25 protein-coding genes are annotated in these 24,521 nt (G+C 34.8%); 18 read left to right on the top strand and 7 right to left on the bottom strand.

The features are described 5' to 3' along the window. Window positions 1-708, bottom strand: coding sequence for a UMP kinase (gene pyrH, locus ACTF54_RS07745; RefSeq protein WP_347196012.1), 708 nt, complete (start codon window positions 706-708; stop codon window positions 1-3). A 250-nt stretch (window positions 709-958) separates the two neighbouring features. Here pyrH and ACTF54_RS07740 point away from each other — a divergent pair, with 250 nt between their 5' ends. The 11 genes from ACTF54_RS07740 to ACTF54_RS07690 all read left to right on the top strand — a co-directional run bounded on the left by ACTF54_RS07740 (window position 959) and on the right by ACTF54_RS07690 (window position 15,500). Next, window positions 959-1,522 (top strand): DUF3109 family protein, encoded by a 564-nt coding sequence (locus ACTF54_RS07740; RefSeq protein WP_347196011.1) that lies wholly within the window; start codon window positions 959-961, stop codon window positions 1,520-1,522. Window positions 1,523-1,883: 361 nt separating this feature from the next. Further along, the gene (locus ACTF54_RS07735; RefSeq protein WP_347196010.1) at window positions 1,884-2,876 is read left to right on the top strand and encodes a ribonucleotide-diphosphate reductase subunit beta; all 993 of its coding nucleotides are present in this window, start codon (window positions 1,884-1,886) and stop codon (window positions 2,874-2,876) included. A 136-nt stretch (window positions 2,877-3,012) separates the two neighbouring features. Further along, the gene (locus ACTF54_RS07730) at window positions 3,013-5,610 is read left to right on the top strand and encodes a ribonucleoside-diphosphate reductase subunit alpha (RefSeq protein WP_347196009.1); all 2,598 of its coding nucleotides are present in this window, start codon (window positions 3,013-3,015) and stop codon (window positions 5,608-5,610) included. Window positions 5,611-5,887: 277 nt separating this feature from the next. Continuing rightward, complete coding sequence (locus ACTF54_RS07725; RefSeq protein ID WP_347196008.1) at window positions 5,888-6,334, top strand: ferritin-like domain-containing protein; 447 nt, start codon at window positions 5,888-5,890, stop codon at window positions 6,332-6,334. Window positions 6,335-6,694: 360 nt separating this feature from the next. After that, the gene (gene dnaE / locus ACTF54_RS07720) at window positions 6,695-11,044 is read left to right on the top strand and encodes a DNA polymerase III subunit alpha (protein WP_347196007.1); all 4,350 of its coding nucleotides are present in this window, start codon (window positions 6,695-6,697) and stop codon (window positions 11,042-11,044) included. Window positions 11,045-11,196: 152 nt separating this feature from the next. Then, window positions 11,197-12,546 carry a magnesium transporter gene (gene mgtE, locus ACTF54_RS07715; RefSeq protein WP_347196006.1) on the top strand — a complete coding sequence of 450 codons (1,350 nt, stop codon included), beginning with the start codon at window positions 11,197-11,199 and terminating at the stop codon, window positions 12,544-12,546. 108 nt (window positions 12,547-12,654) lie between these two features. Beyond that, on the top strand, window positions 12,655-13,131 hold the full coding sequence (locus tag ACTF54_RS07710) for a hypothetical protein (RefSeq protein ID WP_438969101.1): 477 nt from the start codon (window positions 12,655-12,657) through the stop codon (window positions 13,129-13,131). 26 nt (window positions 13,132-13,157) lie between these two features. Then, complete coding sequence (locus tag ACTF54_RS07705) at window positions 13,158-14,102, top strand: 2-hydroxyacid dehydrogenase (RefSeq protein WP_438969100.1); 945 nt, start codon at window positions 13,158-13,160, stop codon at window positions 14,100-14,102. Beyond that, entirely contained in the window at window positions 14,099-14,494 is a 396-nt protein-coding gene (locus ACTF54_RS07700) for a VOC family protein (protein WP_347196003.1), read from the top strand. The genes ACTF54_RS07705 and ACTF54_RS07700 overlap by 4 nt, the downstream gene beginning before the upstream one ends. 36 nt (window positions 14,495-14,530) lie before the next feature. Further along, window positions 14,531-14,938, top strand: a complete 408-nt coding sequence (locus tag ACTF54_RS07695; protein ID WP_347196002.1) for a TM2 domain-containing protein — start codon at window positions 14,531-14,533, stop codon at window positions 14,936-14,938. A gap of 127 nt (window positions 14,939-15,065) precedes the next feature. After that, entirely contained in the window at window positions 15,066-15,500 is a 435-nt protein-coding gene (locus tag ACTF54_RS07690; protein ID WP_438969099.1) for a low molecular weight phosphatase family protein, read from the top strand. Between the two features lie 4 nt (window positions 15,501-15,504). On the opposite strand, the gene ACTF54_RS07685 is transcribed toward ACTF54_RS07690, so the two are convergent. The 6 genes from ACTF54_RS07685 to ACTF54_RS07660 all read right to left on the bottom strand — a co-directional run bounded on the left by ACTF54_RS07685 (window position 15,505) and on the right by ACTF54_RS07660 (window position 21,387). Further along, window positions 15,505-16,089 carry a hypothetical protein gene (locus ACTF54_RS07685; protein WP_438969098.1) on the bottom strand — a complete coding sequence of 195 codons (585 nt, stop codon included), beginning with the start codon at window positions 16,087-16,089 and terminating at the stop codon, window positions 15,505-15,507. 80 nt (window positions 16,090-16,169) lie between these two features. Further along, the gene (locus ACTF54_RS07680) at window positions 16,170-16,550 is read right to left on the bottom strand and encodes a carboxypeptidase-like regulatory domain-containing protein (protein ID WP_438969097.1); all 381 of its coding nucleotides are present in this window, start codon (window positions 16,548-16,550) and stop codon (window positions 16,170-16,172) included. A gap of 8 nt (window positions 16,551-16,558) precedes the next feature. Continuing rightward, window positions 16,559-17,617: a carboxypeptidase-like regulatory domain-containing protein gene (locus tag ACTF54_RS07675; RefSeq protein ID WP_438969096.1), complete on the bottom strand. Its 1,059-nt coding sequence runs from the start codon at window positions 17,615-17,617 to the stop codon at window positions 16,559-16,561. 129 nt (window positions 17,618-17,746) lie between these two features. Further along, a complete protein-coding gene (locus tag ACTF54_RS07670) occupies window positions 17,747-19,576 on the bottom strand; it encodes a lysophospholipid acyltransferase family protein (protein ID WP_347195997.1) in 1,830 nt (609 codons plus the stop codon). Between the two features lie 50 nt (window positions 19,577-19,626). Continuing rightward, window positions 19,627-20,913, bottom strand: a complete 1,287-nt coding sequence (locus ACTF54_RS07665; protein ID WP_438969095.1) for an aspartate kinase — start codon at window positions 20,911-20,913, stop codon at window positions 19,627-19,629. Further along, window positions 20,914-21,387 carry a GNAT family N-acetyltransferase gene (locus ACTF54_RS07660; RefSeq protein ID WP_347195995.1) on the bottom strand — a complete coding sequence of 158 codons (474 nt, stop codon included), beginning with the start codon at window positions 21,385-21,387 and terminating at the stop codon, window positions 20,914-20,916. A 116-nt stretch (window positions 21,388-21,503) separates the two neighbouring features. On the opposite strand from ACTF54_RS07660, the gene fbp reads away from it, so the two are divergent. From fbp to ACTF54_RS07625, 7 genes are all read left to right on the top strand, one after another. Further along, the gene (fbp, locus tag ACTF54_RS07655; protein ID WP_347195994.1) at window positions 21,504-22,514 is read left to right on the top strand and encodes a class 1 fructose-bisphosphatase; all 1,011 of its coding nucleotides are present in this window, start codon (window positions 21,504-21,506) and stop codon (window positions 22,512-22,514) included. 198 nt (window positions 22,515-22,712) lie between these two features. Then, the gene (locus ACTF54_RS07650; protein ID WP_347202211.1) at window positions 22,713-22,898 is read left to right on the top strand and encodes a hypothetical protein; all 186 of its coding nucleotides are present in this window, start codon (window positions 22,713-22,715) and stop codon (window positions 22,896-22,898) included. A gap of 6 nt (window positions 22,899-22,904) precedes the next feature. After that, window positions 22,905-23,096 (top strand): hypothetical protein, encoded by a 192-nt coding sequence (locus ACTF54_RS07645; RefSeq protein WP_438969094.1) that lies wholly within the window; start codon window positions 22,905-22,907, stop codon window positions 23,094-23,096. A gap of 63 nt (window positions 23,097-23,159) precedes the next feature. Next, on the top strand, window positions 23,160-23,402 hold the full coding sequence (locus ACTF54_RS07640; RefSeq protein ID WP_347195991.1) for a hypothetical protein: 243 nt from the start codon (window positions 23,160-23,162) through the stop codon (window positions 23,400-23,402). A 35-nt stretch (window positions 23,403-23,437) separates the two neighbouring features. Next, complete coding sequence (locus tag ACTF54_RS07635; protein ID WP_347203369.1) at window positions 23,438-23,737, top strand: hypothetical protein; 300 nt, start codon at window positions 23,438-23,440, stop codon at window positions 23,735-23,737. Beyond that, window positions 23,722-24,222: a Rab family GTPase gene (locus ACTF54_RS07630; protein ID WP_438969133.1), complete on the top strand. Its 501-nt coding sequence runs from the start codon at window positions 23,722-23,724 to the stop codon at window positions 24,220-24,222. The genes ACTF54_RS07635 and ACTF54_RS07630 overlap by 16 nt, the downstream gene beginning before the upstream one ends. Beyond that, window positions 24,219-24,497, top strand: a complete 279-nt coding sequence (locus ACTF54_RS07625; protein ID WP_438969093.1) for a hypothetical protein — start codon at window positions 24,219-24,221, stop codon at window positions 24,495-24,497. The genes ACTF54_RS07630 and ACTF54_RS07625 overlap by 4 nt, the downstream gene beginning before the upstream one ends. Window positions 24,498-24,521 lie beyond the last annotated feature (24 nt).

The following is a 24,521-nucleotide window of genomic DNA, read 5'->3' as shown; positions in this document are numbered from 1 at the left end:
TTACAATTGTACTTTAGTTCCTATTTGCTCACCACTCAATAGTTTGATTAAATTACCATTTGTATTCATATCAAATACAATAATAGGCAACTCATTTTCTTGACTTAAAGTAAATGCTGTTGTATCCATTACTTTAAGACCTTTACGTAATACTTCTTCAAAGGTGATAAAGTCAAATTTTGTTGCAGATGCGTCTTTCTCAGGATCTGCCGTGTAAATACCATCTACTCTAGTTCCTTTCAAAATAACATCAGCTTCAATTTCTATGGCTCTTAAAACTGCCGCACTATCTGTCGTGAAATAGGGATTACCTGTTCCTCCACCAAATATGACCACACGACCTTTTTCAAGATGTCTCATCGCTTTGCGACGTATGAATGGCTCTGCAACCTCATTAATTTTAATAGCTGTTTGCAACCTAGTCGGCACACCAGCATTTTCAAGCGCACTTTGCAGGGCAAGACCATTAATAACCGTAGCAAGCATACCCATGTGATCTCCTTGCACACGATCCATTCCATTACTTGCACCAGCGACACCTCTAAAAATATTTCCACCACCTATAACTATGGCAACCTCGATACCTAGATCAATAACCTCTTTGATTTCCTGTGCATATTCTGCGAGGCGTTTTGGATCAATACCATATTGTCGTTCGCCCATCAAGGCTTCTCCAGATAGTTTTAATAAGATACGGTTGTACTTCATAATAGCTTTGTGTGTGATGCAAATATAAATGAATTACAAATCCTATTAAATATTAATTTAAAGTTCGCTTTCGCAAAAGCGAGACTCTTCAAATCGATTTTGAACTCTAATTATAAAACCCTTGGCAGGAATCTTTAATTAAAATTAAGTCAAGTACTCCATAATATTTACTTCATTTTTTAATTCCACATCAGGTTCGAATTCAAATTCAAGTTCAAAAGGTATCTTTGCAGTCTTAATATATATAGACATGTTCCAACTAGGAAAAACGATTGTTTCTGACGATCTTCTTGAAAAAGATTTTGTATGTAATCTTACTGCTTGTAAAGGTGTTTGCTGCGTGGCTGGAGAAGCTGGAGCACCTTTAGAACAAAAAGAACTAGATATATTAGATCGCGAGTACAAGAAAATTAAACCGTTCTTACGTCCAGAAGGAATCGCTGCAATAGAAGAACAAGGCACCTGGATAGAAAGAGAAAATGGCGAGCTGGAAACCCCATTAGTTGATGGAGCAGAATGTGCCTATGCTACATTCAAAGAAGATGGAACAGCACTTTGCGGTATAGAAAGCGCTTATCGAGATGGAAAGACTACTTTCTACAAACCTATTTCTTGCCACCTATATCCTGTACGCATTCAAGAATACACAGATTTTAAGGCCGTAAATTATCACAAATGGCAAATTTGTGATGATGCTTGCAGTTTAGGTGAAGAATTAGGCGTTCCAGTTTACAAATTTTTAAAAGAACCTTTGATCAGAAAATTTGGCCATCAATGGTATTCAGAATTGGAAGAAATTGCAAAAGATTTTTAATCTAAAAACCAAAATCTGCGTTTTAAAATTTGTTTTTGACACATTTTGCTTTTGTTAAAGGGTGGATAACTTCTTAAAAATAATTCATAAGTATGCGTAGGAAATTTCTACAAAAAACTGCTTAGTAGCGATAAAAACTACTGTTTTAAAGCTCTTGTTCTACGAATTATAATAAAAATAGATAAAAAATAAAACAGTCTGTTTTTCAAACACTTGCACCTCTCCCATTTAATATTTGTTAACTTTTTACCTTGTTGAAAACTTGTGAAAAAGGCAAATGTTAAAAACTAGATATGACATGAAACATTCGTCATCTTTGTTATTCCGAGATTTTAAAAAGTAACCGAAAAAATTATTTCAGATGCAAAATACTTTAGAACCTATATTACAAGACAACCCTAACCGTTTTGTTATTTTCCCTATTCAACATGATGATTTATGGGAATGGTATAAGAAACAACAAGCTTGCATCTGGACAGCAGAAGAAATAGATCTTCAAGTTGATTTAACCGATTGGCAAAATTCTCTCAATTCTGACGAGCGTTACTTTATAAAACACATTCTTGCTTTTTTTGCAGCTAGTGATGGAATAGTTAATGAAAACCTTGCAGAGAATTTTGTAAATGAAGTACAATATTCTGAAGCAAAATTTTTCTACGGTTTCCAGATCATGATGGAAAACATTCATTCAGAAACTTATTCTTTGTTAATTGATACTTATGTAAAAGACGACAAAGAAAAAGATCAATTATTTAAAGCTATTGAAAACTTTCCTGCAATTAAACTTAAAGCAGACTGGGCAATGAAATGGATAGAAAGTCCTTCCTTTGCAGAGCGTCTTATTGCTTTTGCAGCTGTAGAAGGTATTTTCTTTTCTGGTGCTTTTTGTTCAATTTACTGGTTAAAGAAACGAGGTTTAATGCCTGGACTTACTTTTTCTAATGAGTTGATATCTCGTGATGAAGGTATGCACTGTGATTTTGCAGTACACTTACATAATCACCATTTAATCAATAAAGTACCTAAAGAACGTATTACAGAAATTATTGTAGACGCATTAAATATTGAGCGTGAATTCATTACAGAATCTTTACCTGCGAGTTTGATAGGTATGAACGCAAAGTTAATGACACAGTACCTAGAGTTTGTAACAGACCGTTTACTTGTAGAACTGGAATGTGATCCTGTCTACAACGTAACAAATCCATTTGATTTTATGGATTTAATAGGTATGGAAGGAAAAACCAATTTCTTTGAAAAAAGAGTAGGTGAATACCAGAAAGCTGGTGTAATGAATAGCACAAAAGAAGATAAGAGCACGATGGACTCTTTCTCTCTTGATGCAGATTTCTAAATTAAAGAAATACAGCCTGTAGGCTGTTCCTATATATAAGTACCGAAAATATTTAAAAGTATTTTCATATAAATTAACCAAATTGTTAGATTCTGGGATGTAAATTCTTGTGTCTAAATCCAAAAAATAGTTCCATATGTTTGTAATAAAAAGAGACGGCCACAAAGAGCCAGTCATGTTTGACAAAATCACAGCTAGAGTACGTAAACTATGTTACGGTTTAAGTAACCATGTAGATCCTGTGAAAGTTGCCATGCGTGTTATCGATGGTTTATATGATGGTGTTACGACAAGTGAACTAGATAATCTTGCAGCAGAGACAGCAGCAACGATGACCACAGCACATCCAGATTATGCCCGCCTAGCGGCACGCATTTCTGTCTCTAATCTACATAAGAATACAAAAAAGACGTTCTCCGATGTAGTGACCGATCTTTATGAGTACGTAAATCCGCGTACAGAGAGAAAAGCACCAATGATTTCTGACGAGGTCTATAAAGTGATTCAGGACAATGCAGACCGATTGAACTCGGCTATCATATACAATCGTGATTTTGGATACGATTACTTTGGATTTAAAACACTGGAACGCAGCTACTTGTTAAAAATAAACGGTCAGATTGCAGAGCGTCCACAACACATGTTAATGCGTGTTTCCGTTGGTATTCACATGGATGATCTTGATGCTGCCATTGAGACGTATGAGTTGATGTCAAAGAAGTTTTTCACTCATGCAACACCTACTTTATTTAATGCTGGAACACCTAAACCTCAAATGTCCTCTTGCTTCTTATTAACCATGCAAGACGATAGTATTGAAGGGATTTACGATACATTAAAGCAAACAGCTAAAATTTCACAAAGCGCTGGTGGAATAGGACTATCTATTCATAACATACGCGCAAGAGGTTCTTACATCGGTGGTACAAACGGTACTTCTAATGGTATCGTTCCTATGTTAAAAGTATACAACGACACGGCTCGTTATGTGGATCAAGGTGGTGGAAAACGTAAAGGTTCTTTTGCGATTTATATGGAACCATGGCATGCAGATATTTTTGATTTTCTAGATCTAAAAAAGAATCACGGTAAAGAAGAAATGCGTGCACGTGATTTATTCTATGCCATGTGGATTTCTGATCTTTTCATGAAAAGAGTAGAAACTAACTCTACATGGACCCTAATGTGTCCACATGAGTGTCCAGATCTTTACAATGTTCATGGAGACGAATTTGAGGCTTTATACACAAAGTATGAAGAAGAAGGAAAAGGTCGCAAGACTATTCCTGCACGTGAACTTTGGGACAAGATTCTAGAATCTCAGATAGAAACTGGTACACCATACATGTTGTATAAAGATGCAGCAAACAATAAGTCCAACCAGAAAAACTTAGGTACGATAAGATCTTCTAATCTTTGTACAGAGATAATGGAGTACACTTCTCCAGATGAAGTAGCGGTTTGCAACCTTGCCTCTATCGCATTACCTATGTTTGTAAAGGATGGTGCATTTGATCATAAAGCACTATATAAAGTAACTAAAAGAGTAACGCGCAACTTAAATAAAGTAATTGATCGCAACTATTATCCTGTAAAAGAGGCAGAAAACTCTAACATGCGTCACAGACCAGTAGGATTAGGAATCCAAGGTCTTGCAGATGCGTTTATCATGTTACGTCTTCCATTTACTAGTGATGAAGCTAAGAAATTGAACTCTGATATTTTTGAGACACTTTACTTTGCAGCTTGTGAAGCCTCTATGGAAATGGCTCAAGAAGAAGGGCCATATTCAACATTTGCAGGATCACCTATGTCACAAGGGCAATTCCAGTACAACATGTGGAATGTAAATGATGACCAATTAAGTGGTCGTTGGAACTGGGCAGATTTAAGAACTAAAGTTATGGAACATGGAGTAAGAAACTCACTTCTTGTTGCACCTATGCCTACGGCGAGTACCTCTCAAATTTTAGGAAACAACGAGGCGTTTGAACCTTATACTTCTAACATCTACACACGTAGAACACTTTCTGGTGAGTTTATAGTAGTAAACAAGCACCTTTTAAAAGATCTTGTTGATCTAGGACTTTGGGATGACAGCTTGAAGAATGCCATCATGAGAAACAATGGTTCTATTCAAGCAATAGAAGGAATTCCAGAAGATATCAAGGAGCTCTACAAAACTGTTTGGGAACTAAAGATGAAAGACATCATTGATATGTCTCGTGAAAGAGGTTACTTCATAGATCAATCTCAATCCTTGAATTTATTCATGGAAAACGTGACTACTTCAAAGTTAACATCTATGCACTTTTACGCTTGGAAAAGCGGTTTAAAAACTGGAATGTATTACCTAAGAACAAAAGCAGCGGTAGACGCAATCAAGTTTACAGTAACTAAAGAAAAGAAAGCTGTACCAGTTACTGCACCAGTAGAAGCTCCTGGTTTGAACACGTCAGCACCTGCTCAAGCAGCAAATACGTTGAGAGCACAGAAACAAGCACAACCTGCACCAGCGCAGCCCGAAGCTCCTGCTCCTGCACAAACGCAGTCGTTATTTATGGACGATAGTTCTCCTGCTGCAGCAAATGTCATGAATCAAACGCAGCCTATTGTAAACACAAATGTGGTTACAGAGAATGAAGAAATGAGCGCAGAAGAATATAGATTAATCCTTCAGCGTGCAAAAGACGCTGCTAGTAACGGCGATGACTGTGAAATGTGCGGCTCTTAATAAGCAATATTTCCATATATTTAAAAAGCCTGATCTGATGATCAGGCTTTTTTATTGCTTATCATTTCGCTTTCGCGAAAGCGGTATCTCCAACCACTATTAGAATTAACACTATAGAATCGTCTTCAATCGTTAATCTATTTAACAAAGACTCCTGTATATAGGTCAATTCCTTAAATCTATATTAAGTTTAAACTAAACCCATCATAATCAGTCGTTTTCAACGGTATTCTTCTTTTATATTGTAGATATAATTAAAACCATACAAACTAATATTATGAATTACACAAAAGAAATATCAGAAAAATTAAATGATTTACTAACTAAAAACTATGATGCAGAAGCTGGATATAAGTTAGCAAAAGATAAAGTAGATAGTACACGATTACAAAACTTTTTTGAAGCACAGCAAAAAGAGCGTTATAACTTTGGACACGAGTTAAAGGAAGAAATTAGAAGTTTTGGAGAAGAAGTAGACAAAGGAACAAGCGCGAAAGGAGACATGCACCGCACATGGATGAATATTAAATCTACCTTCACTTCAGATAATGAAGAAGCAATTTTGGAAGAAGCGGTACGAGGTGAAAAAACGGCGGTAGAAGAATATAATTCAATCATTAGCGAGACTACTCTGCCACCGTCAACTAAAAATGTACTGACAAAACATAGAGATAACATACTCAACTCTTTAACGAGAGTCACTGCAATGGAGGAAATAGCCTAATAAAGGATTATCAAAAATCCTTTTGAATCCGATCAATTTTTGGTCGGATTTTTTTTGTTCAAAACTATTCCTTAAGTCAATCCTTTCTTTAATGCTTAAAAGTAGGTTTCTGAATTGTTTAAAAACAATCTAATTTTAACGCCTTTGGTGAGTAGAAAATAAACCAAATCTATTTATCAAAAAGTATTGTAACGTTCAAAACTGTTCATAACTCGGTTTTCAAAACGGCTTTCAATGAACTATATTTAAAATCCTAAAAATTATTTTAAAATCGCTATCAAATTATTGATATTCAATGTAATTAAAATAATTTTTAGTTGGAATTTCATTTGATTATTTGACCTTTTAGAAGACGCTCCTATGTACTTGATTTTTGACACAGAAACTACTGGATTACCTAAACGCTGGGATGCGCCTTATACTGATGTAGATAACTGGCCACGTGTGATACAAATCGCATGGCAATTACATGACGAATTAGGAAACCTTATTGAAGCGCAAGATTATTTGATCCAGCCAGACGGCTTTGATATTCCTTACGATGCAGAGCGTATTCATGGGATCTCTACAGCGCTGGCTCAGGAAAAAGGAATTTCACTAGCAGAGATGTTAGGAAAGTTCAACAATGCGTTAAGCAAGACTAAATTTGTAGTAGGTCAGAATTTAAAATTTGATCTCAATGTTACCGGTGCCGAATTTGAAAGACTTCAAATAGGTAATGATTTACAAGAGCTTCCAGTTCTAGATACATGTACAGAACGTACCGCAAACCTGTGTCAAATCCCAGGTGGTCGTTATGGAAAATTCAAATTACCCACATTAACAGAGTTGCATCAGTTCCTTTTCAATCAACCCTTTGGAGAAGCGCACAACGCAACTGCAGACGTAGAAGCCACAACTCGCTGTTTCTTAGAGTTACTAAGAAAAGGAAATTATACCGAGCAAGAATTAGGATTAGGAGATGGGTATGTGGCACGCTTTCGCGAAAGCAACCCTACAACAATTACTGCAGTAGGCATTAAGCATGTCAACCTTAAAAAAGCTTCTGAACAACTGGTCTCTGATGATAGTCCTGCAATTTCTAAGGAAGAAATTAAAGAGAACCTCAATGAGCTGAGTGATGCAAAGTTTGCTCATTTACATTCTCACAGTCAGTTTTCTATTTTACAATCTACAGCAAGTGTGCAGGATCTCGTAAAAGCCGCTGCAGCAAATAATATGCAAGCGGTAACCATGACAGATCATGCTAATATGATGGGTGCTTTTCATTTTGTAAAAGCTGTAAAAGCGCATAATGCAAGTCTTGTGGATAATGAAGATGGTGAACATCGCGAGCCTATTAAACCTATTTTAGGATGTGAGTTTCAAGTTTGTGAAGACATGCTGGACCGCACACACAAGGACAATGGTTATCAAATAGTAATTCTTGCCAAGAATAAAAATGGATATCACAATCTCGCAAAGATGGCCAGTAAAGCCTACACAGATGGCTTTTACTATGTACCAAGAGTAGATAAAAAACTGATAGAAGAATATAAAGAAGATCTTATTGTTCTAACTGGTAATATGTATGGTGAGGTTCCTTCAAAGATTTTAAATCTAGGAGAAAAACAAGCAGAAGAGGCACTATTGTGGTGGAAAGAACATTTTGGTGAGGATCTTTATATAGAAGTAATGCGTCATGGTCAAGAAGATGAAACACGTGCAAACGAGGTTTTGATCAATTTTGCGCGTAAACACAACATCAAAATAGTCGCTACTAACAACACGTATTATGTACATAAAGAAGATGCAAACGCACATGATATTTTACTTTGTGTAAAAGACAACGAGAAACAAGCTACACCTATAGGTCGTGGCCGTGGTTACCGTTATGGATTACCTAATCAAGAGTATTACTATAAAAGTTCTCAAGAAATGAAAGAACTTTTTAAAGATTTGCCAGAAGCAATTCTTAATGTTCAAGAAGTCATTGACAAAGTAGAGGCTTATGAACTGGCTCGTGATGTTTTATTACCAGCATTTGATATTCCGTCTGAATTTATAGATGCAAATGATGCGATAGAAAAAACTAAAAACGGAGAAAATAATTACCTACGTCACCTTACTTATGAAGGTGCCAAAATACGTTATGGAGAAATCACTCCAGAAATTGAAGAGCGATTAGAATTTGAACTAGATACCATTGCAAGAACTGGTTATCCTGGTTATTTCTTGATTACCTGGGATTTTATAAAAGCAGCAAGAGAAATGGATGTAGCCGTTGGTCCAGGACGTGGATCTGCAGCTGGTAGTGTGGTTGCTTATTGTTTATGGATTACAAATGTAGATCCAATCCATTACGATCTACTTTTTGAGCGTTTCTTAAATCCAGATCGTGTATCGATGCCCGATATTGATATTGATTTTGATGATGAAAATCGACATAAAGTAATGGAGTATGTGATTGAAAAATACGGCGCCTCTCAAGTAGCACAAATCATCACGTACGGAACCATGGCTGCAAAATCTTCCATAAGAGATACGGCAAGAGCACTAGATTTACCATTGCAAGATGCTGATCGCGTAGCAAAGTTAATTCCTGATTTTGCAAAATTGAAAAAGATATTTGCTCTTGAAGATAACGAGATCAGTGGTAAATTTAGAGGTGACGATGCAGACATGGTGCGAGAGTTAAGAAGCCTCGCAGAAGGAAACGATCTTACTGCTGAAACTTTAAAGCAAGCACGCATTCTAGAAGGTTCTGTTAGAAACACTGGTGTTCATGCCTGTGGTGTTATTATAACACCAGACGATCTCACCAACTTTGTTCCTGTTGCTACTGCAAAAAATTCTGATCTTTATGTAACGCAATTTGATAACGAGGTTGTAGAAAGTGCCGGATTATTGAAAATGGATTTCTTGGGATTAAAAACCTTGAGCCAGATTAAAGATACGGTTGCCATTATAAAAGAACGACATGGCATAGAACTCGATATAGAAGCGATACCGTTAGATGATGAAAAAACCTATGAGCTTTTCCAGCGTGGAGAAACCACTGCGATATTCCAATATGAAAGTGTTGGGATGCAAAAGTATATGAGAGAACTGAAACCTACACAGTTTGCAGATCTTATTGCCATGAACGCATTATATCGTCCTGGACCCTTAGAATATATTCCAGAATTTATTGACCGTAAACATGGTCGTAAAGAAATCGTTTATGATCTAGATGCAATGGAAGAATACCTTAAAGAAACTTATGGTATTACCGTTTATCAAGAGCAAGTGATGCTGCTTTCTCAAAAGCTAGCTAACTTTTCAAAAGGTGATGCCGATGTTTTGAGGAAAGCAATGGGTAAAAAGCAAATGGCAACCCTACAAAAAATGAAACCTAAATTTCTAGATGCTGGAGAAGCAAATGGTCATGATCGTACTATTCTAGAAAAAGTATGGAAAGATTGGGAAGCATTTGCTTCTTATGCATTTAACAAATCACACTCTACTTGTTATGCATGGATCGCCTATCAAACTGCTTATTTAAAAGCTAACTATGGTGCAGAGTTCATGGCAGCAACGCTTTCTAATAACATGAACCAAATTAAAGATGTAACTAAGTTTATGGACGAATGTCGTCGTATGGGACTAGATGTTTTGGGACCTGATGTAAATGAATCCAATTATAAATTTACAGTAAACCCTAAAGGAGCAATTCGTTTTGGTATGGGAGCGGTTAAAGGTTTAGGTCATGGTGCTGTAATGACCATTATTGATAATAGACAAGATGGCCCTTATAAATCCATCTTTGATATGGCAAAGCGTATCGATTTGCGCGCGGCCAATAAAAAGTCCTTTGAAGCATTAGCTTTGAGCGGTGGATTTGATGGTTTGGGCGGCGAGAATAGAGCACAATTTTTCCATGAGTTTGAGAACGGACAAATCTTTTTAGAACAAGTAGTGAAGTATGCGCAAAAGTTTCAAGAGAATGAAAACAGCGCACAAGTAAGCCTTTTTGGAGAGGCAAGTGATGTACAAATTCCAGAACCTCAACTTCCTATTTGCGAAGATTGGGGAACAATGGAAAAATTAAAAAGAGAAAAAGAGGTCGTTGGAATCTATATCTCTGGACATCCATTAGACGATTACAAAAAAGAGATCGAGTTCTTTTGTAATGCAAATCTTGCGGCTATGAAAGATCTGGAACCTTTAGTAAATAGAGAACTTACGTTTTGTGGTGTAATCACAGAAGCAAGACACATGATGAGTAAGGCAAATAAGCCATGGGGAATATTTACTATGGAAGATTATGAAGAGACTTATGAATTCAGAATATTTGGTGAAGATTACTTAAAATTCAGGCACTTTTTGATACCTAACTCATTTCTTCATGCTAAAGTAAAAATTCAACAAGGCTGGATAGATAAGAATACAGGAAGACCTCGCGATCCTCGAATTTTGTTCACTCAAATGGCACAGTTACAAGATGTAATGGCAAACGCTGCAAAAAAACTTACTATAGAATTTCATATTAGTGAAGTCATTGAAGAGCGTATTGAATTATTAAAAGATGCATTAGATAAGCATCAAGGTGATCATCGATTGTACTTTAACTTGAAAGATCATGAAGAAAAAATCTCGATAGACATGTCTGCTAGACTACAAAAAGTCAATGTAAGTGCAGAACTACTAGCATTGCTTGATGAAAATGAAATTTCTTACGGTGTAGGATAATGTTTTACTGTTCAAAAAACTACTGATTTAATCCTTCGTAAAAAGGTCCACCATATTTCTAAAGGATAAAATTATCTCTGTCCTTAGGAAAATGGTTAAAAGTTATACTTGTAAAGTTCAAAAAATTATCTTTGCTCGCTTAAGCTATTTTCATGCAATTCAATATCACAGAAGACTTTCTCGACCAGATCAAATCACTAATTGAGGTTAGCGATAGAGAACAGCTGGAACATATTCTAGAAGAACTTCACTTTGCAGATATTGCAGAGATTATTGACGAGCTTAATCTAGAACAAGCTGTTTTTATTGTTAAACTTCTCGATTCTGAAAAAACTTCTGAGGCTCTTATGGAGCTGGATGAAGCGCAGAGAGATCGCGTTCTAAATGCACTTTCCCCTAAGGAGATTGCAGAAGAACTAGAAGAAATGGATACCGATGATGCTGCAGATATCCTTAATGAACTTTCTGATGAAATGGCCCAATCTGTTATCAATGAAATCATTGATGAACAACACGCTGAAGATATTGTTGACCTACTGCGCTATGAAGAAAATAGCGCTGGTGGACTTATGGCAAAAGAATTGGTTCGAGTGAATGAAAACTGGACCGTAACTGGTTGTGTGAGTGAAATGCGCGCACAAGCTGAAAATGTAACGCGTGTACACTCTATTTATGTAGTCGATAATAACAATAAGTTAAAGGGAAGGCTGTCTTTAAAAGATCTTTTAACCAGTGCAGAAACAACTCCTATTAAAGACGTTTACATTCCCAAGGTAGATTATGTATCGGTAAATACTTCTGGTGAAGAAGTAGCCCGTATTATGCGTAAATACGATCTAGAGGCAATTCCTGTTGTAGACGAATTAGAACGTCTTGTAGGACGTATCACTATTGATGATATTGTAGATTTTATAACAGAAGAAGCAGAAAAAGATTACCAACTGGCTAGTGGTATTTCTCAAGATGTAGAAGCAAATGACAGTATCTGGGAACTTACTAAAGCGCGTCTTCCTTGGCTGGTTCTGGGACTTTTAGGAGGAATAGGTGCTGCAGCCATAATGGGCGGTTTTGAAGAAATTTTTGAAAAGTACGCAGTGTTGTTTTTCTTTACTCCATTAATTGCTGCGATGGCAGGGAATGTAGGTGTACAATCCAGTGCCATCATCGTTCAAGGTATTGCAAATGATGATCTTAAAGGAAGCATAGGTAATCGATTGCTTAAAGAGGTTTTGCTTGCCATGTTAAATGGTGTCATACTAGCTATCCTTTTATTTGCCTACACTTTCATTGTAGAGAGTGACTTTTTCACGTCTCTAGCGATTTCAATATCTCTATTTGCAGTGATTATTGTGGCAGGTCTGGTGGGCACTTTTGTACCACTAGCATTACATAAAAGAGGTATTGATCCAGCACTTGCAACCGGTCCATTTATCACCACTAGTAATGATATTTTTGGAATTTTGATTTACTTCATGATTGCAAAAGCTATAATTGGGATTTAATAGATGGATATTTTTCCGCTTTCGCGAAAGCAAGATCGTTATAAATCTACCAACATTTTCTAACTTTTCATTGGGTAATAAATATAGTCCATTGCTTATCTTTCACATATGAAAACGGCTACGGTAAAAGAGTTAAAAGAAGAACTTAAATTCAGGTCTGATGAAGATTTGATGAAGATTATTTTACGCCTTTCTCGTTTTAAAAAAGAAAATAAAGAGCTACTCTCCTATTTGCTTTTCGAATCTACTGATGAAGATGAGTATGTGGCTAATGTAAAGACATTGCTGGACAATATGTTTCTTGCGTTAAATACAGCAAACAATTACCGCCTTCAAAAAGGATTGCGTAAAGTGTTAAGAGAGGCAAAGAAATATATAAGATATTCTGGAAGTAAAGAAACTGAAGTTGCGGTATTGATACATTTTTGTCGCCTTATGAGAGAAACACATCCACAAGTTTTGCGCAGTAAAACCATGAGAGATTTAATGAGTAGACAAATTGTACTGATCAAAACGCGTATTTCTACCTTACATGAAGATCTTCAGTATGATTTTGAGCAAGAACTTAATATGATTGAAATTTAGGTTTTTAATTATCTTATTTTTACAACATGAAAGTACTTCACCTAGATACTAACCATGATGTTCTTGCAGAAAAACTAGAACAAGCTGGTTTTGACAACCACTTTGATTTCACTTCTTCTAAGGAAAATATAATGACAGCAGTAGACACTTATGATGGTCTCATTGTACGTAGCAGGTTTCCTATAGATAGTCAGTTTTTGCAAGCGGCTACAAATTTGAAATTTATAGGTCGTATAGGTGCTGGACTCGAGAATATAGATCTTAATGTTGCTGAAGAATTAGGAATAGCTTGTTATAATGCTCCAGAAGGAAATAGAAATGCCGTAGGAGAACATGCGCTAGGAATGTTGTTATCCCTTTTTAATCATTTAAATAGAGCCGATAAGGAAGTAAGATCAGGTCAATGGCGTCGTGAAGAAAATCGCGGGATAGAACTAGAAGGCAAAACCGTTGGATTAATAGGTTATGGTAATATGGGAAAAGCATTTGCCAAAAAGCTATCTGGTTTTGATTGTAAAGTAATTTGCTATGATATCAAACCGCATCTAGGTGACATCTATGCTGGCCAGGTAAGCCTTGAAGAATTGCAAAAACAAGCTGATGTATTAAGTCTTCATATTCCGCAGACTCCAAAAACAATTAAAATGGTAAATGCATCTTTTATAGGAGCATTTAAAAAATCGTTCTACCTCATCAACACAGCTAGAGGAAAATCAGTAGTTACTGAAGATCTTGTAGCCGCCTTGAAAACTAAAAAAATTCTAGGTGCAGGTTTAGATGTTCTTGAGTACGAAAAAAGATCGTTTGAATCTCTTTTCCGCAATAGTGAAACGCCGACCGCATTTAAAGAATTACTAGAGGTGGATAATGTTTTATTGAGTCCGCATGTGGCTGGATGGACAGTAGAATCTAAATTTAAGCTTGCTGAAGTAATTGCAAATAAGATTATAGCAAATCATAAATTGTCATGAAAAAAGTTACAGGAATAGGTGGTATTTTTTTTAAATGTAAAGATGTTGCTATCACAAAAGCATGGTATGAAAAACACTTAGGCTTACCAGTAGATGATTATGGCTGCACATTCTGGCAAGCGGATAGTGTAAAATTAGATGAAAAAGCGAGCCAACAGTGGAGCCCATTTAAAATAGATTCTGATTATTTTGAACCTGGACAGCAAGACTTCATGATCAACTACCGTGTTGCCGATTTAAAAAATTTGCTAAAAGAACTGAAAAAAAATGGCGTGGAAGTAGTCGGTCATGTAGAAGAATATGAATATGGCGATTTTGCATGGATAATGGATTGCGATAATCGTAAAATCGAATTATGGCAACCACGCAATGAACAGCTATTTGAAAAATAACATACATTTACAAAATCTAACCAAAATTTTAAATACATGAGTACAGAAGGATACGACAGTTCAAAAAGTAGCTTTGATGACGCTGCAGAAAACGCTAAAGAAAACTTCAAAGATGCAGCAAATAGCACTCAAAATAGCGCAAATGAGTTTAAACAAAACTTTAATCAAACTATAAATCAAGACAACAAAAAGGTTCTAGCAGGAATATTAGGAATATTTTTTGGAGGTATAGGCGTTCATAAATTCATATTAGGCTACAATACAGAAGGTTTTATATTGTTGGGAATAACACTTATTTCAATACCACTTATGTGTTTAATTATAGGTGTTTTTACTATTTATATCCCTGTATTTATTGGACTTATAGAAGGCATTATTTACCTAACTAAGTCAGATGAAGAGTTTTATCACACCTATCAGCTTAACAAAAAAGCCTGGTTTTAAAATCTTTGATTATCAAACAAATAAGACCTTAAATGTTAAGTTTAGGGTCTTTTTTTGTGATCTAATATTAATGGTCTTAACTTTGCTTTAACACAAACATGATTAGTTATGTTTGTTTATACAACTCATGGCTTTAAAAATACTAGTTCTCAGCACTAATAATTCTACACTAGGACCTATGGCTCAAGGTTTTCTTGATTACTATAGTTCTAAAAAAACACAGGTTCTAAGTGCTGGGATAGAATCTGTACCTATTCACAACATGACTTTAAAAGTCATGGATTCTTTAGGCATTCCTGTAGAGGAGTCTCGAATGAGCTATAAGGATGTAGAAGAGATGACCTTTGATTACATTCTTACTTTTTCAGACAAGGCTCATATACTAGCTAAGTCTAAGGCTAAAAAGGCAACTGTTTTTCATTTAAAAATGGATAACCTTGATAAAATAAAAGGAACAGAGAAAGAAGTAAAAAATGCTTTTAAATCTAGCCGCAAAGAACTACAGACCTATTGTACCGACTTTGCAGAAAAGCATCTTCAAAAGAAATCTAAAACTGCTTGACGACTTATTCTGGTAATTCATAATCTAGTGGTAACATTCCTGATATTTTTAGTCTAGATATAAAACCACCCATTTTAATTTCCTCATAATTAAGCACATTACCAGTTTCTGAAATAATCAACTTAGGAACATCTAGGTAAATCGCCGATTGAAATCCATCAGCATCCATAATTTCATAGTTCTTTTCTCTAAAATCAACCACATAAACTCCTGATCTTTTCTTGCTGCGTATATGGTCTTCAACAGCAACTTTTTTTCTTTCAAAAACTAAATGGTATTTTTCTTGTTCTAATCTATTTTCTGCAATAAGTTTAAATAATCGTAATTCAGAAACTTTATACGCTCGTTTGCGATGACGCCTAACCCAACGCCTGTTTGCATCCTTTTCATCTAATTCTTTAAAAAAAGCACTTCCCACATAGTAGGAAGAAATCATGCGGTGTGTAGACACCTCAAAATCTTCAGAAATTTTTACATCTTCTAAATCAATTCTTTCAAATATTATTTCAAAATCTCTAAGGTCATAAACGACTAAATAATTGAGATCTCTATTTTCAACAAGCACAGGTTCTTCTGTGTAAGCGGACATTTTGTTAGTGGAAGGATTAAATCGCATCCTTATTTTTTCTAGGTTAAGAATTTTACATTTATCAGCAACAAGAGTTGTTCCTAAAACTGTTTAATGAAATACTTTTCCTTTTTCTCACGACTCCAAGGATCAGGATTGATAAAGACCGCAGGAAGATCACCTACTTTCGGTTTTAATTGAATGTTAGTAAAATCAGTATTTACCGGATCTGTAAATTTTAGAGTCTCATAACCCAAAAGACTTACTGTTAGAACACTTAAACTATTTTCATAAAGTGCTATTTCAAAGTTACCATCTAAGTCGGAAATAGTTCCTTTTGAAGTTCCAGAATGATAAACGTTTACCGATGGAATAGGCTCATTTGTGATCGCATCAGTAATTTTACCTTTTATGATTTGAGCACCGTTAAAAATAGGAATACATCCTATTAAGAGAAAAAACAGAAAACTAATATTTTTCAAAATATACTTTAAGGTTGATAATCAGTAGGTAATAAACCGCTCTTACCTAATCGTGCAAAGTGCCCTTGAAATATCAAAGATCCCTTATTTGTGGCTATACCATTTGATCCTATAGCCTTACCATTCTTATTTATTAAGATAGTATGAAAAACAGGAGCTATTATCGATTCATTTTGTTTAGAGTCCACTACCGTATAAAATTCATTTCTAAAACTAATTTTGTAGAACTCTCCTTTCTTTCTAACCCTAATATGATTTTTTGCTTCTACTCTTTGATTATCGTAATAAAGCGTTAAACTAGACCTTTCTATATCGTCCTCACATAAAGTTCTATAAAAGTATAGGCTAGACAATGGATAATAATTCTTACGCCTTTTAATAGAACGTTTTAATTCACGTTCCTTCGAATACAGCTCCGTAAATCTTGCAGTACTTGCTCCTTCAATATAATGCGCAGATAATGAAAAATCAGTAGGATTATTTTTAAAAATGATTTTATACTTTTTCCTATTTATCTTTCTAAAATGCATGTCAAAAAAATCTAGATCTATTTCCACCAGATATCCTAATTCTTTATTTTCTAACTTAATAGGAACTTCTGATCTAGCTGACAAAATTGCCGTCGATGGATTGAATCTCAGGCGTATACTGTCTAGGTTTATAATTTTGCAAGACTTGGCCAATTCTGTTCCGCCTATAAAATACTTGATAAATTGATTCTCTTTTCTTTCTCTAGTCCATGGATCAGGATCAATAAACACAGTGTCAAGTGACTCAATTTTCTCAATGAGTTGAATAGAACTTAAATCAAGGTTTGAAGGGTTTTCAATTTTTAAGGTTTCATAACCTATCATTCTTAAAACTAATTTGGCTTCTGTATTTCCAGAATACTTTAAAGAAAATTCACCTTCTAAATTAGTAATCACACCTACCGTTGTTCCATCGATATAAACGGTAACACCGCTTAAAGGCTTTTTAGTTTTACTATCTATGACATTACCAGTTAATTTTTGACTGTAAGAATATAAAACACCAAGGAATACAACAAAACATAGCAATAACCTCATTAGATAAAGTTTCTCAAGAATGGAATTTACATAATTGACCTTAAATGTACTATAATCATCAGGAGGAAACAATAATACTATTCTTGAAAAGAATTTGGGAACTATTTGATTAAGTTAAAGTTCCTAAACTTAATTGTCGTCTGAAGTACCGCCTTGTTGATTGAAATACTTGGACTCCATTTCTGCCTGAAATTCTTCCATAACAGGTTTTACCGTACTTTCTGGAAGATCAGCTATACGTATATACATCAATCCATCCACGGCATTATTGAATAATGGATCTACATTAAATGCTACAACTTTTGCATTTTGTTTTACGTACTTTTTTATCAATACTGGTAGTCTTAACTCGTTAGGCTCTAACTCATCAATAAGTTTATCAAATTTATTGAGATCTGCTTCACTCTCATCAAAAATAAAATCCTTATCAGCATCCTCTAATTTTACTTTAAAATCCTGTTTAGGTGTTATGTACTGCGCTACATAAGGATCATAATAATTACTTTTCATAAACTCTATCATAAGAGACTTTGAAAAATTAGAAAACTTATTACTAATACTGACTCCACCTATCAAGTATTTGTGCTCTGGAAATCTTAAAGTACAATGCACAATACCTTTCCACAATAAGAAAAGAGGCATAGGCTTCAATTGGTATTCTTTAATAATGAAGGCACGACCCATTTCTATGGATTCACTCATCATTTTATGTAATTCTGGCTCAAACTTAAATAACTCATTCAAATAAAAGCCATCCAGTCCATATGCTTTACTTATCTCACTACCCATTCCCATGCGGTATGCACCTGCAATACGATTTGCATCACTATCCCAAAGAAACATTTGGTGATAGTAATCATCATATTTATCAAGATCCGTAGAGTTATTAGTACCTTCTCCTATCGCTCTAAAAGTAATTTCTCGCAACCTTCCTAATTCTTTAAGGACATTAGGAATATGTTCTTTTTTTGCAAGAAAAATCTCATAATTTTTAGATACAAGCAGTCGCTTATCGCCCATATCTCGCAGCGCATCCACTTCCTTAATCATTGAGTTTTGATCAGTAGTATCAATAATTTTTTTAGGTGCCTTGGGTATTTTAATAGCATTAGGAATATCACTCAGTTTTTTGGATTCCTTTTCATAGGGCTTAGATAACATATAAGTTTTCTTGCGTAAGAATTCGGTAAAATCCTCTAAAGACTCGTGCTCCTTTTGAGCTTTTATAGAAATAGGGTTTCCTACCCTTACCTTTACCACACGTCGTCGTTGAGATAGCACTTCAGAAGGCAGCTTTGCAGTTCTAAAGACATCACTCAATTTTGCAAGTCTATAGAACATGTTGCTGTTCTTTGCATGAAAATATATAGGAATTACAGGAACCTCAGCTCTTTGAACTAATTTCATGGCACTTTCTTCCCATTTTTTATCCACAACTAACTTTCCATCCTGATATGTAGAGACTTCACCTGCGGGAAAAATTCCTAATGGCATATCACTTTTAAGATGTCTTATAGCTTGCATAAAACCAGCGGTACTAGACTTCACGTCCTTCCTGTCTTCAAAAGGATTTACTGGCATGATAAACGGCTTTAAAGGCTCAATACGATGCAGTAAAAAATTTGCAATAATCTTATAATCTGGGCGGCGTTCTAGAAGTAGTTTTAATAATAGAATCCCATCTACACCACCCAAAGGATGGTTAGAAATAGTAATAAAAGAACCTGTTTTAGGAATACGTCTTAAATCTTCTTGTGGTATTTCAAACTCTATTTGAAGGTCTTCTAATAAGGCATTCAAAAAGTCTGGAGTATCTTTATGTTTATGCTTATTGTATAATTTATTCAAGGTAGAAATGCGCAAAATCTTCATCAAAGACCAGCCCGCAACTGTCCCAAAGATGCCATATTTATCTATATTGATAGCTTTTGCTACCTCTTTTGCATTTACTAGACCCATGAATATTGATTGGTTGGTATGTGTACAAATATAATATAAATGTAAACCGACTACTCTTTAACGATTAATTGAAGTGTTTCTTGCGTACGTTGTTTTAATAAAACGCTCTTTCCAGATTCTACTAGTTGAATAGCATCACCGTTATAATGTCTTATTGTATAAAGTGAAACATCTTCCACAGGACTCACTATATATCGTTTTTCTAAGTCTTTAAGTAACTCTTTGATTTTATGATACTTATCCTCAAAACAAATAGAAAAACTAATCGCACTATTTTGCAATAAGCCTACTTGCATTTTATGTCTACTCAATTCATGAAAAATATCTGAAATATTATTTTCTCCTATAAAACTAAAATCTCTAGAAGAGATCTTTAAAAAAACCATGTTTTTCCTCACAATATAACAAGGTATCAATGGCTCAAGGGTTTCTACAGCGGTAATAATAGTCCCATCTCTATCTGGTTGTAAAAAGGACTTTACATAAAGTGGTATTTCCTTTCCTTGAAGTGGTTGCAAGGTTTTGGGATGTATAACAGACGCTCCATAAAAAGCCAACTCGATCGCTTCATTATAAGGTATTTTATGAAGTAAAACCGTATTTTCAAAAACACGAGGATCTGCATTTAAAACACCAGGCACGTCTTTCCATATGGTCACACTAGAAGCGTCCAGACAATAGGCTAGAACTGCGGCAGTGTAATCACTTCCTTCCCTTCCTAATGTGGTCGTAAATCCATTTTCGTCTGACCCAATAAAGCCTTGTGTTATAAATAATTCCCTTTGACAAGACTCCTTAATTAACTTTTCACTTTCTTGCCAGTTCACACCAGCATCTCGATATTTATGATCTGTTTTTATAAGTTGACGCGCATCTTTCCAATTAGTTGCAGTACCACAAGCATTAAAAAATGCGGTAACAATTTTTGTGGAAAGTAATTCTCCATGACACACTACTTGATCATAGAGAAAACTATAATTTTTACTTTTATTGCGCAGCATTTCACCTTTTAAAGACTCCATGATAGATTTAATATCTTTTTTAATTCCGCTTTCGCGAAAGCGAGATAAACAAACCTCTTTTACACCTTCAAAAGGCATCTCTAATTCTTCAACAATTTCCAGATGAGCCTTATGCAAATCATCTATAAGTTGCAGATAAGTGGCATCGTTTTTTTGATAACTAGAAATAATATCCTCTAGAGCGTTAGTTGTTTTTCCCATGGCAGAGATGACAATCCCAAGGTTATCTACACCCATAGTTTGCACCACTTGCAGCACGTTACGAACACCAGTTGCATCCTTAATTGATGCTCCTCCAAATTTGAATATCCTCATTTATCTATGAATATATTTATCTAATGATTTTTCATCCATTTGAGCAAGATACCAATCCTTTTCCATAGTAGCTCCTGTACTCTCATAGAATGCAATCGCATTAGTATTCCAGTCGAGAACTACCCATTCTACACGCCGTACATTCTCTTGATGTGCATACTTCAATACTTCATCATATAAAGCCTTACCCAAACCTTTTCCTCTCATTTTTTCAGTAACAATGAGGTCTTCTAGATGAATGGTCTTTCCTTTCCAAGTTGAAAAACGAGGATAACACAAACTTATTCCTTCTATATTTCCTTTGTACAACCCCACAAAGCATTTAAAAATAGCATTTTCACCTAATCCATTATTTTCAAGTTCATTTACAGTAACTTCTACTGCGTTAGGTTCCTTTTCAAAAATAGCAAGTTCTGTAATTAGCTCTAGAACTCTAGGGAAATCCTCTTTTCTGGCTTCTCGTATCTGGATCATAGATATAATTTTTGGGTAAATATAATTGACGTGGTGTAAAGAAATGTGAAAAGTATCTACTACAAGGTTGTAGTTGCTACTTTTTTATTTTAGATATTTGCACAACTTATCTAATTATGGCTACAAAAAATCAATCTTTAGGAGAATTTATTATTGAAAATCAGTCTGATTTTCAGTACAGCAGTGGAGAATTATCCAGGCTCATTAATTCTATACGACTGGCTGCAAAAATGGTTAACCATGAAGTAAACAAAGCTGGACTAGTAGACATAACCGGTAGCGCAGGTGAAGTCAATACCCAAGGAGAAGATCAACAAAAGCTAGATGTTTTTGCAAACGACACTTTCATAAGAACATTAACTAACAGACAAATTGTTTGCGGTATTGCTAGTGAAGAAAATGATGACTTTATTACCATTGAAGGAGAACGTAAAGATCACGGAAACAAGTATGTACTAGCAATGGATCCACTAGATGGTAGTTCTAATATAGATGTGAATGTATCTGTAGGAACTATTTTTTCTATATATAGAAGAGTCACTCCAGTAGGAACGCCTGTACAATTAGAAGATTTTTTACAACCAGGAAATATGCAAGTTGCTGCTGGTTATATTATTTATGGAACTTCTACCATGCTGGTGTACACGACAGGTAATGGAGTAAATGGATTCACTCTCAATCCATCTTTAGGGACTTATTATCTATCACACCCTAACATGACTTTTCCAGAAGATGGAAATATATATAGTGTTAATGAAGGAAATTATGTGCATTTTCCACAAGGCGTTAAGGACTATATCAAATACTGTCAGGCAGAAGAAGGTGATCGTCCTTATACCAGCCGTTATATAGGTAGTCTTGTAAGTGACATACACCGCAACATGATTAAAGGTGGTGTTTATATGTATCCAAAAAGTTCTAAAGCAAAAGAAGGAAAATTAAGATTGTTATACGAATGTAATCCAATGGCATTTATTGCAGAACAAGCTGGAGGAAGTGCTAGTGATGGTCACCAACGTATTATGGATCTTAAACCTACAGAACTACACCAACGCGTACCATTCTTTTGTGGAAGTAAAAATATGGTCGCTAAGGCAGAAGAATTTATGAGCAAATATCCTCGATAACTCTACTTAAATCGGCGTTTTAATTTTAACTAATGGCCACCAAGAAAAAGCAAGTAGAAGAGGAAGCACACTCTGTCGAAATCAATTCAAAACTTGAAGCAATCAAAAACCTCATTTTTGGGCAAAATATACAGCAGTAATTTGAATTTGATCTATTGAAAAAAGATATTCTATCTAAACACGAAAGAAGCTTTTCAAATGATTGAAGATACTAGTGAAGAGGTGAACAAAAGTATTGATAGTCTATCTACTGATTTAAAAATACGCCTAACTGATTTTGAGTCTAAAATGAAGGATAGGTCAGACCATATGGATGAGGATAAAATAAGTCGATCTATGTTAGGTGACACACTAACCAAATCAGGTAGAAAAATTAAAGCTTAAAAGTAAATGATGAACCAGGATGATAAGCTGGATTTATTATGCACTCTTTTACTTACTGATGATAGATTACTAACTGAAAGTATCTCAAATAAAATTTCTATTCTAGAAGAAACAATTAGAGAAAACGAGAAACTTTCTGAAAAAGCATCTCTCATTATCAAGGAAGAGCTAGAAGCTTTAGCACTAGACATCCCTTAAAAATTAGGTCCTGTCATCACAAAAAATCTGAAAATTCAAATAGCCGAATCTAAAGATGAAGTCGTGGAGGCTTTATATCCTATCTTGGGACAAATGATCAAAAAGTATATTTCTCAAGAAATCAAAATGCTTTCTGAGAGTATTGATAAATCTACTAAAGAAGCGTTTTCTGGAAAAGCTATAAAGGGAAAATTTAAAGCTTTATTATTAAGCAGTGTTAAAGAGAATGATTTAATAATAAGTGAACTGGCAAATACCAAAGTAGAGCAAATTTTGTCATCGAAAAGAATTCTGGTATCCTACTAGGAAGTTATCGAACTAAAGAAACGGTAGACGAAGAAATGATAAGCGGTATGCTTACCGCAATTAAGGCTTTTGTAGAAGACGCTTTCAAAGAAAAACAACATAATTTGCAATCCATAGAGTATGATCTTTATGAAATATACCTTCATAGTTTTCACAAGTATTACATTGCATCTGCTGTAAGCGGTACTTTCACAGGACGTCTTGAAAATGAATTAGAAAATTTTAATTTCAAAATCAGTGAAGATATTAATAAACAAAATATCTTAAATGATCGTACAGCACTAGAGTCTCTGCTTCTAGAAAAATATATAAACTATAAATTTACGTTAGAATAAAAAACGACATCAAAAAAATAGTTATCGTAGGAAGTTTTGGAGTTGGAAAAACTTCATTAATACGCCGTTTTGTGGACGATACTTTTGCTGACGACTATAAAGTTACCATAGGTGTACATATTTTAAAGAAAACAGTTGAAGTACAAGACCATGAAGTGAACTTAATCATTTGGGATACAGAAGGAACAGATGATATAAAAGAATTACGTAAAACATATCTTTTAGGGACACATGGATTTATCTATATTACTGATGTTACTAGACCTAAGACCTATCTTCATCTAAACGAGCATAAAGAATACTTAAACAATAACTTTGGGAATGTACCAATAATTACTGTTGGTAATAAAAGTGATCTATTACCGAAAGGTAGTATTGCGCAAAAAAAAGAAGAAATGGATTTTCTGGATCTAATTATTAGTGCAAAAGAAGGAAGTAACATGCAGCGCTTATTTGAAAAAATGGCAAAAACATTACTTTCATGAAAAACTATAAATCGAACAATGAATTTAATGTAGAAACTCAATTTATCTCGATTGATAAGAACGGAAGTATTATAAAATCAGACCTGAAAATAATACCTGCCCAAGAAGGAACTTTATTACAAGATACACATCCTTTTTTTGAATCGGCTATTAGTTTATTTAAATCAAAATCAGAACATATTCAACTAGACTGCGTCAACATGTTTGACCTTGTTTTAGATATAGAAGTAATTACACATGCAGATAATTCTGGTGTAATAATTTTAAAAGATTGAACTCATTTCTATAAACGTATTCAA

Source organism: Nonlabens sp. (assembly GCF_965657255.1).
GTDB lineage: Bacteria > Bacteroidota > Bacteroidia > Flavobacteriales > Flavobacteriaceae > Nonlabens.
Note: the sequence above shows the minus strand (reverse complement) of the source record. Positions and strands in the feature narration are given on the sequence as shown.

Excerpts from the sequence above, each read along its gene's own strand:
- pyrH (WP_347196012.1), bottom strand. The coding sequence starts at position 708 with ATGAAGTACAACCGTATCTTATTAAAACTATCTGGAGAAGCCTTGATG.
- ACTF54_RS07740 (WP_347196011.1), top strand. The coding sequence starts at position 959 with ATGTTCCAACTAGGAAAAACGATTGTTTCTGACGATCTTCTTGAAAAA.
- ACTF54_RS07735 (WP_347196010.1), top strand. The coding sequence starts at position 1,884 with ATGCAAAATACTTTAGAACCTATATTACAAGACAACCCTAACCGTTTT.
- ACTF54_RS07730 (WP_347196009.1), top strand. The coding sequence starts at position 3,013 with ATGTTTGTAATAAAAAGAGACGGCCACAAAGAGCCAGTCATGTTTGAC.
- ACTF54_RS07725 (WP_347196008.1), top strand. The coding sequence starts at position 5,888 with ATGAATTACACAAAAGAAATATCAGAAAAATTAAATGATTTACTAACT.
- dnaE (WP_347196007.1), top strand. The coding sequence starts at position 6,695 with ATGTACTTGATTTTTGACACAGAAACTACTGGATTACCTAAACGCTGG.
- mgtE (WP_347196006.1), top strand. The coding sequence starts at position 11,197 with ATGCAATTCAATATCACAGAAGACTTTCTCGACCAGATCAAATCACTA.
- ACTF54_RS07710 (WP_438969101.1), top strand. The coding sequence starts at position 12,655 with ATGAAAACGGCTACGGTAAAAGAGTTAAAAGAAGAACTTAAATTCAGG.
- ACTF54_RS07705 (WP_438969100.1), top strand. The coding sequence starts at position 13,158 with ATGAAAGTACTTCACCTAGATACTAACCATGATGTTCTTGCAGAAAAA.
- ACTF54_RS07700 (WP_347196003.1), top strand. The coding sequence starts at position 14,099 with ATGAAAAAAGTTACAGGAATAGGTGGTATTTTTTTTAAATGTAAAGAT.
- ACTF54_RS07695 (WP_347196002.1), top strand. The coding sequence starts at position 14,531 with ATGAGTACAGAAGGATACGACAGTTCAAAAAGTAGCTTTGATGACGCT.
- ACTF54_RS07690 (WP_438969099.1), top strand. The coding sequence starts at position 15,066 with ATGGCTTTAAAAATACTAGTTCTCAGCACTAATAATTCTACACTAGGA.
- ACTF54_RS07685 (WP_438969098.1), bottom strand. The coding sequence starts at position 16,089 with ATGTCCGCTTACACAGAAGAACCTGTGCTTGTTGAAAATAGAGATCTC.
- ACTF54_RS07675 (WP_438969096.1), bottom strand. The coding sequence starts at position 17,617 with ATGAGGTTATTGCTATGTTTTGTTGTATTCCTTGGTGTTTTATATTCT.
- ACTF54_RS07670 (WP_347195997.1), bottom strand. The coding sequence starts at position 19,576 with ATGGGTCTAGTAAATGCAAAAGAGGTAGCAAAAGCTATCAATATAGAT.
- ACTF54_RS07665 (WP_438969095.1), bottom strand. The coding sequence starts at position 20,913 with ATGAGGATATTCAAATTTGGAGGAGCATCAATTAAGGATGCAACTGGT.
- ACTF54_RS07660 (WP_347195995.1), bottom strand. The coding sequence starts at position 21,387 with ATGATCCAGATACGAGAAGCCAGAAAAGAGGATTTCCCTAGAGTTCTA.
- fbp (WP_347195994.1), top strand. The coding sequence starts at position 21,504 with ATGGCTACAAAAAATCAATCTTTAGGAGAATTTATTATTGAAAATCAG.
- ACTF54_RS07650 (WP_347202211.1), top strand. The coding sequence starts at position 22,713 with ATGATTGAAGATACTAGTGAAGAGGTGAACAAAAGTATTGATAGTCTA.
- ACTF54_RS07645 (WP_438969094.1), top strand. The coding sequence starts at position 22,905 with ATGATGAACCAGGATGATAAGCTGGATTTATTATGCACTCTTTTACTT.
- ACTF54_RS07635 (WP_347203369.1), top strand. The coding sequence starts at position 23,438 with ATGATAAGCGGTATGCTTACCGCAATTAAGGCTTTTGTAGAAGACGCT.
- ACTF54_RS07625 (WP_438969093.1), top strand. The coding sequence starts at position 24,219 with ATGAAAAACTATAAATCGAACAATGAATTTAATGTAGAAACTCAATTT.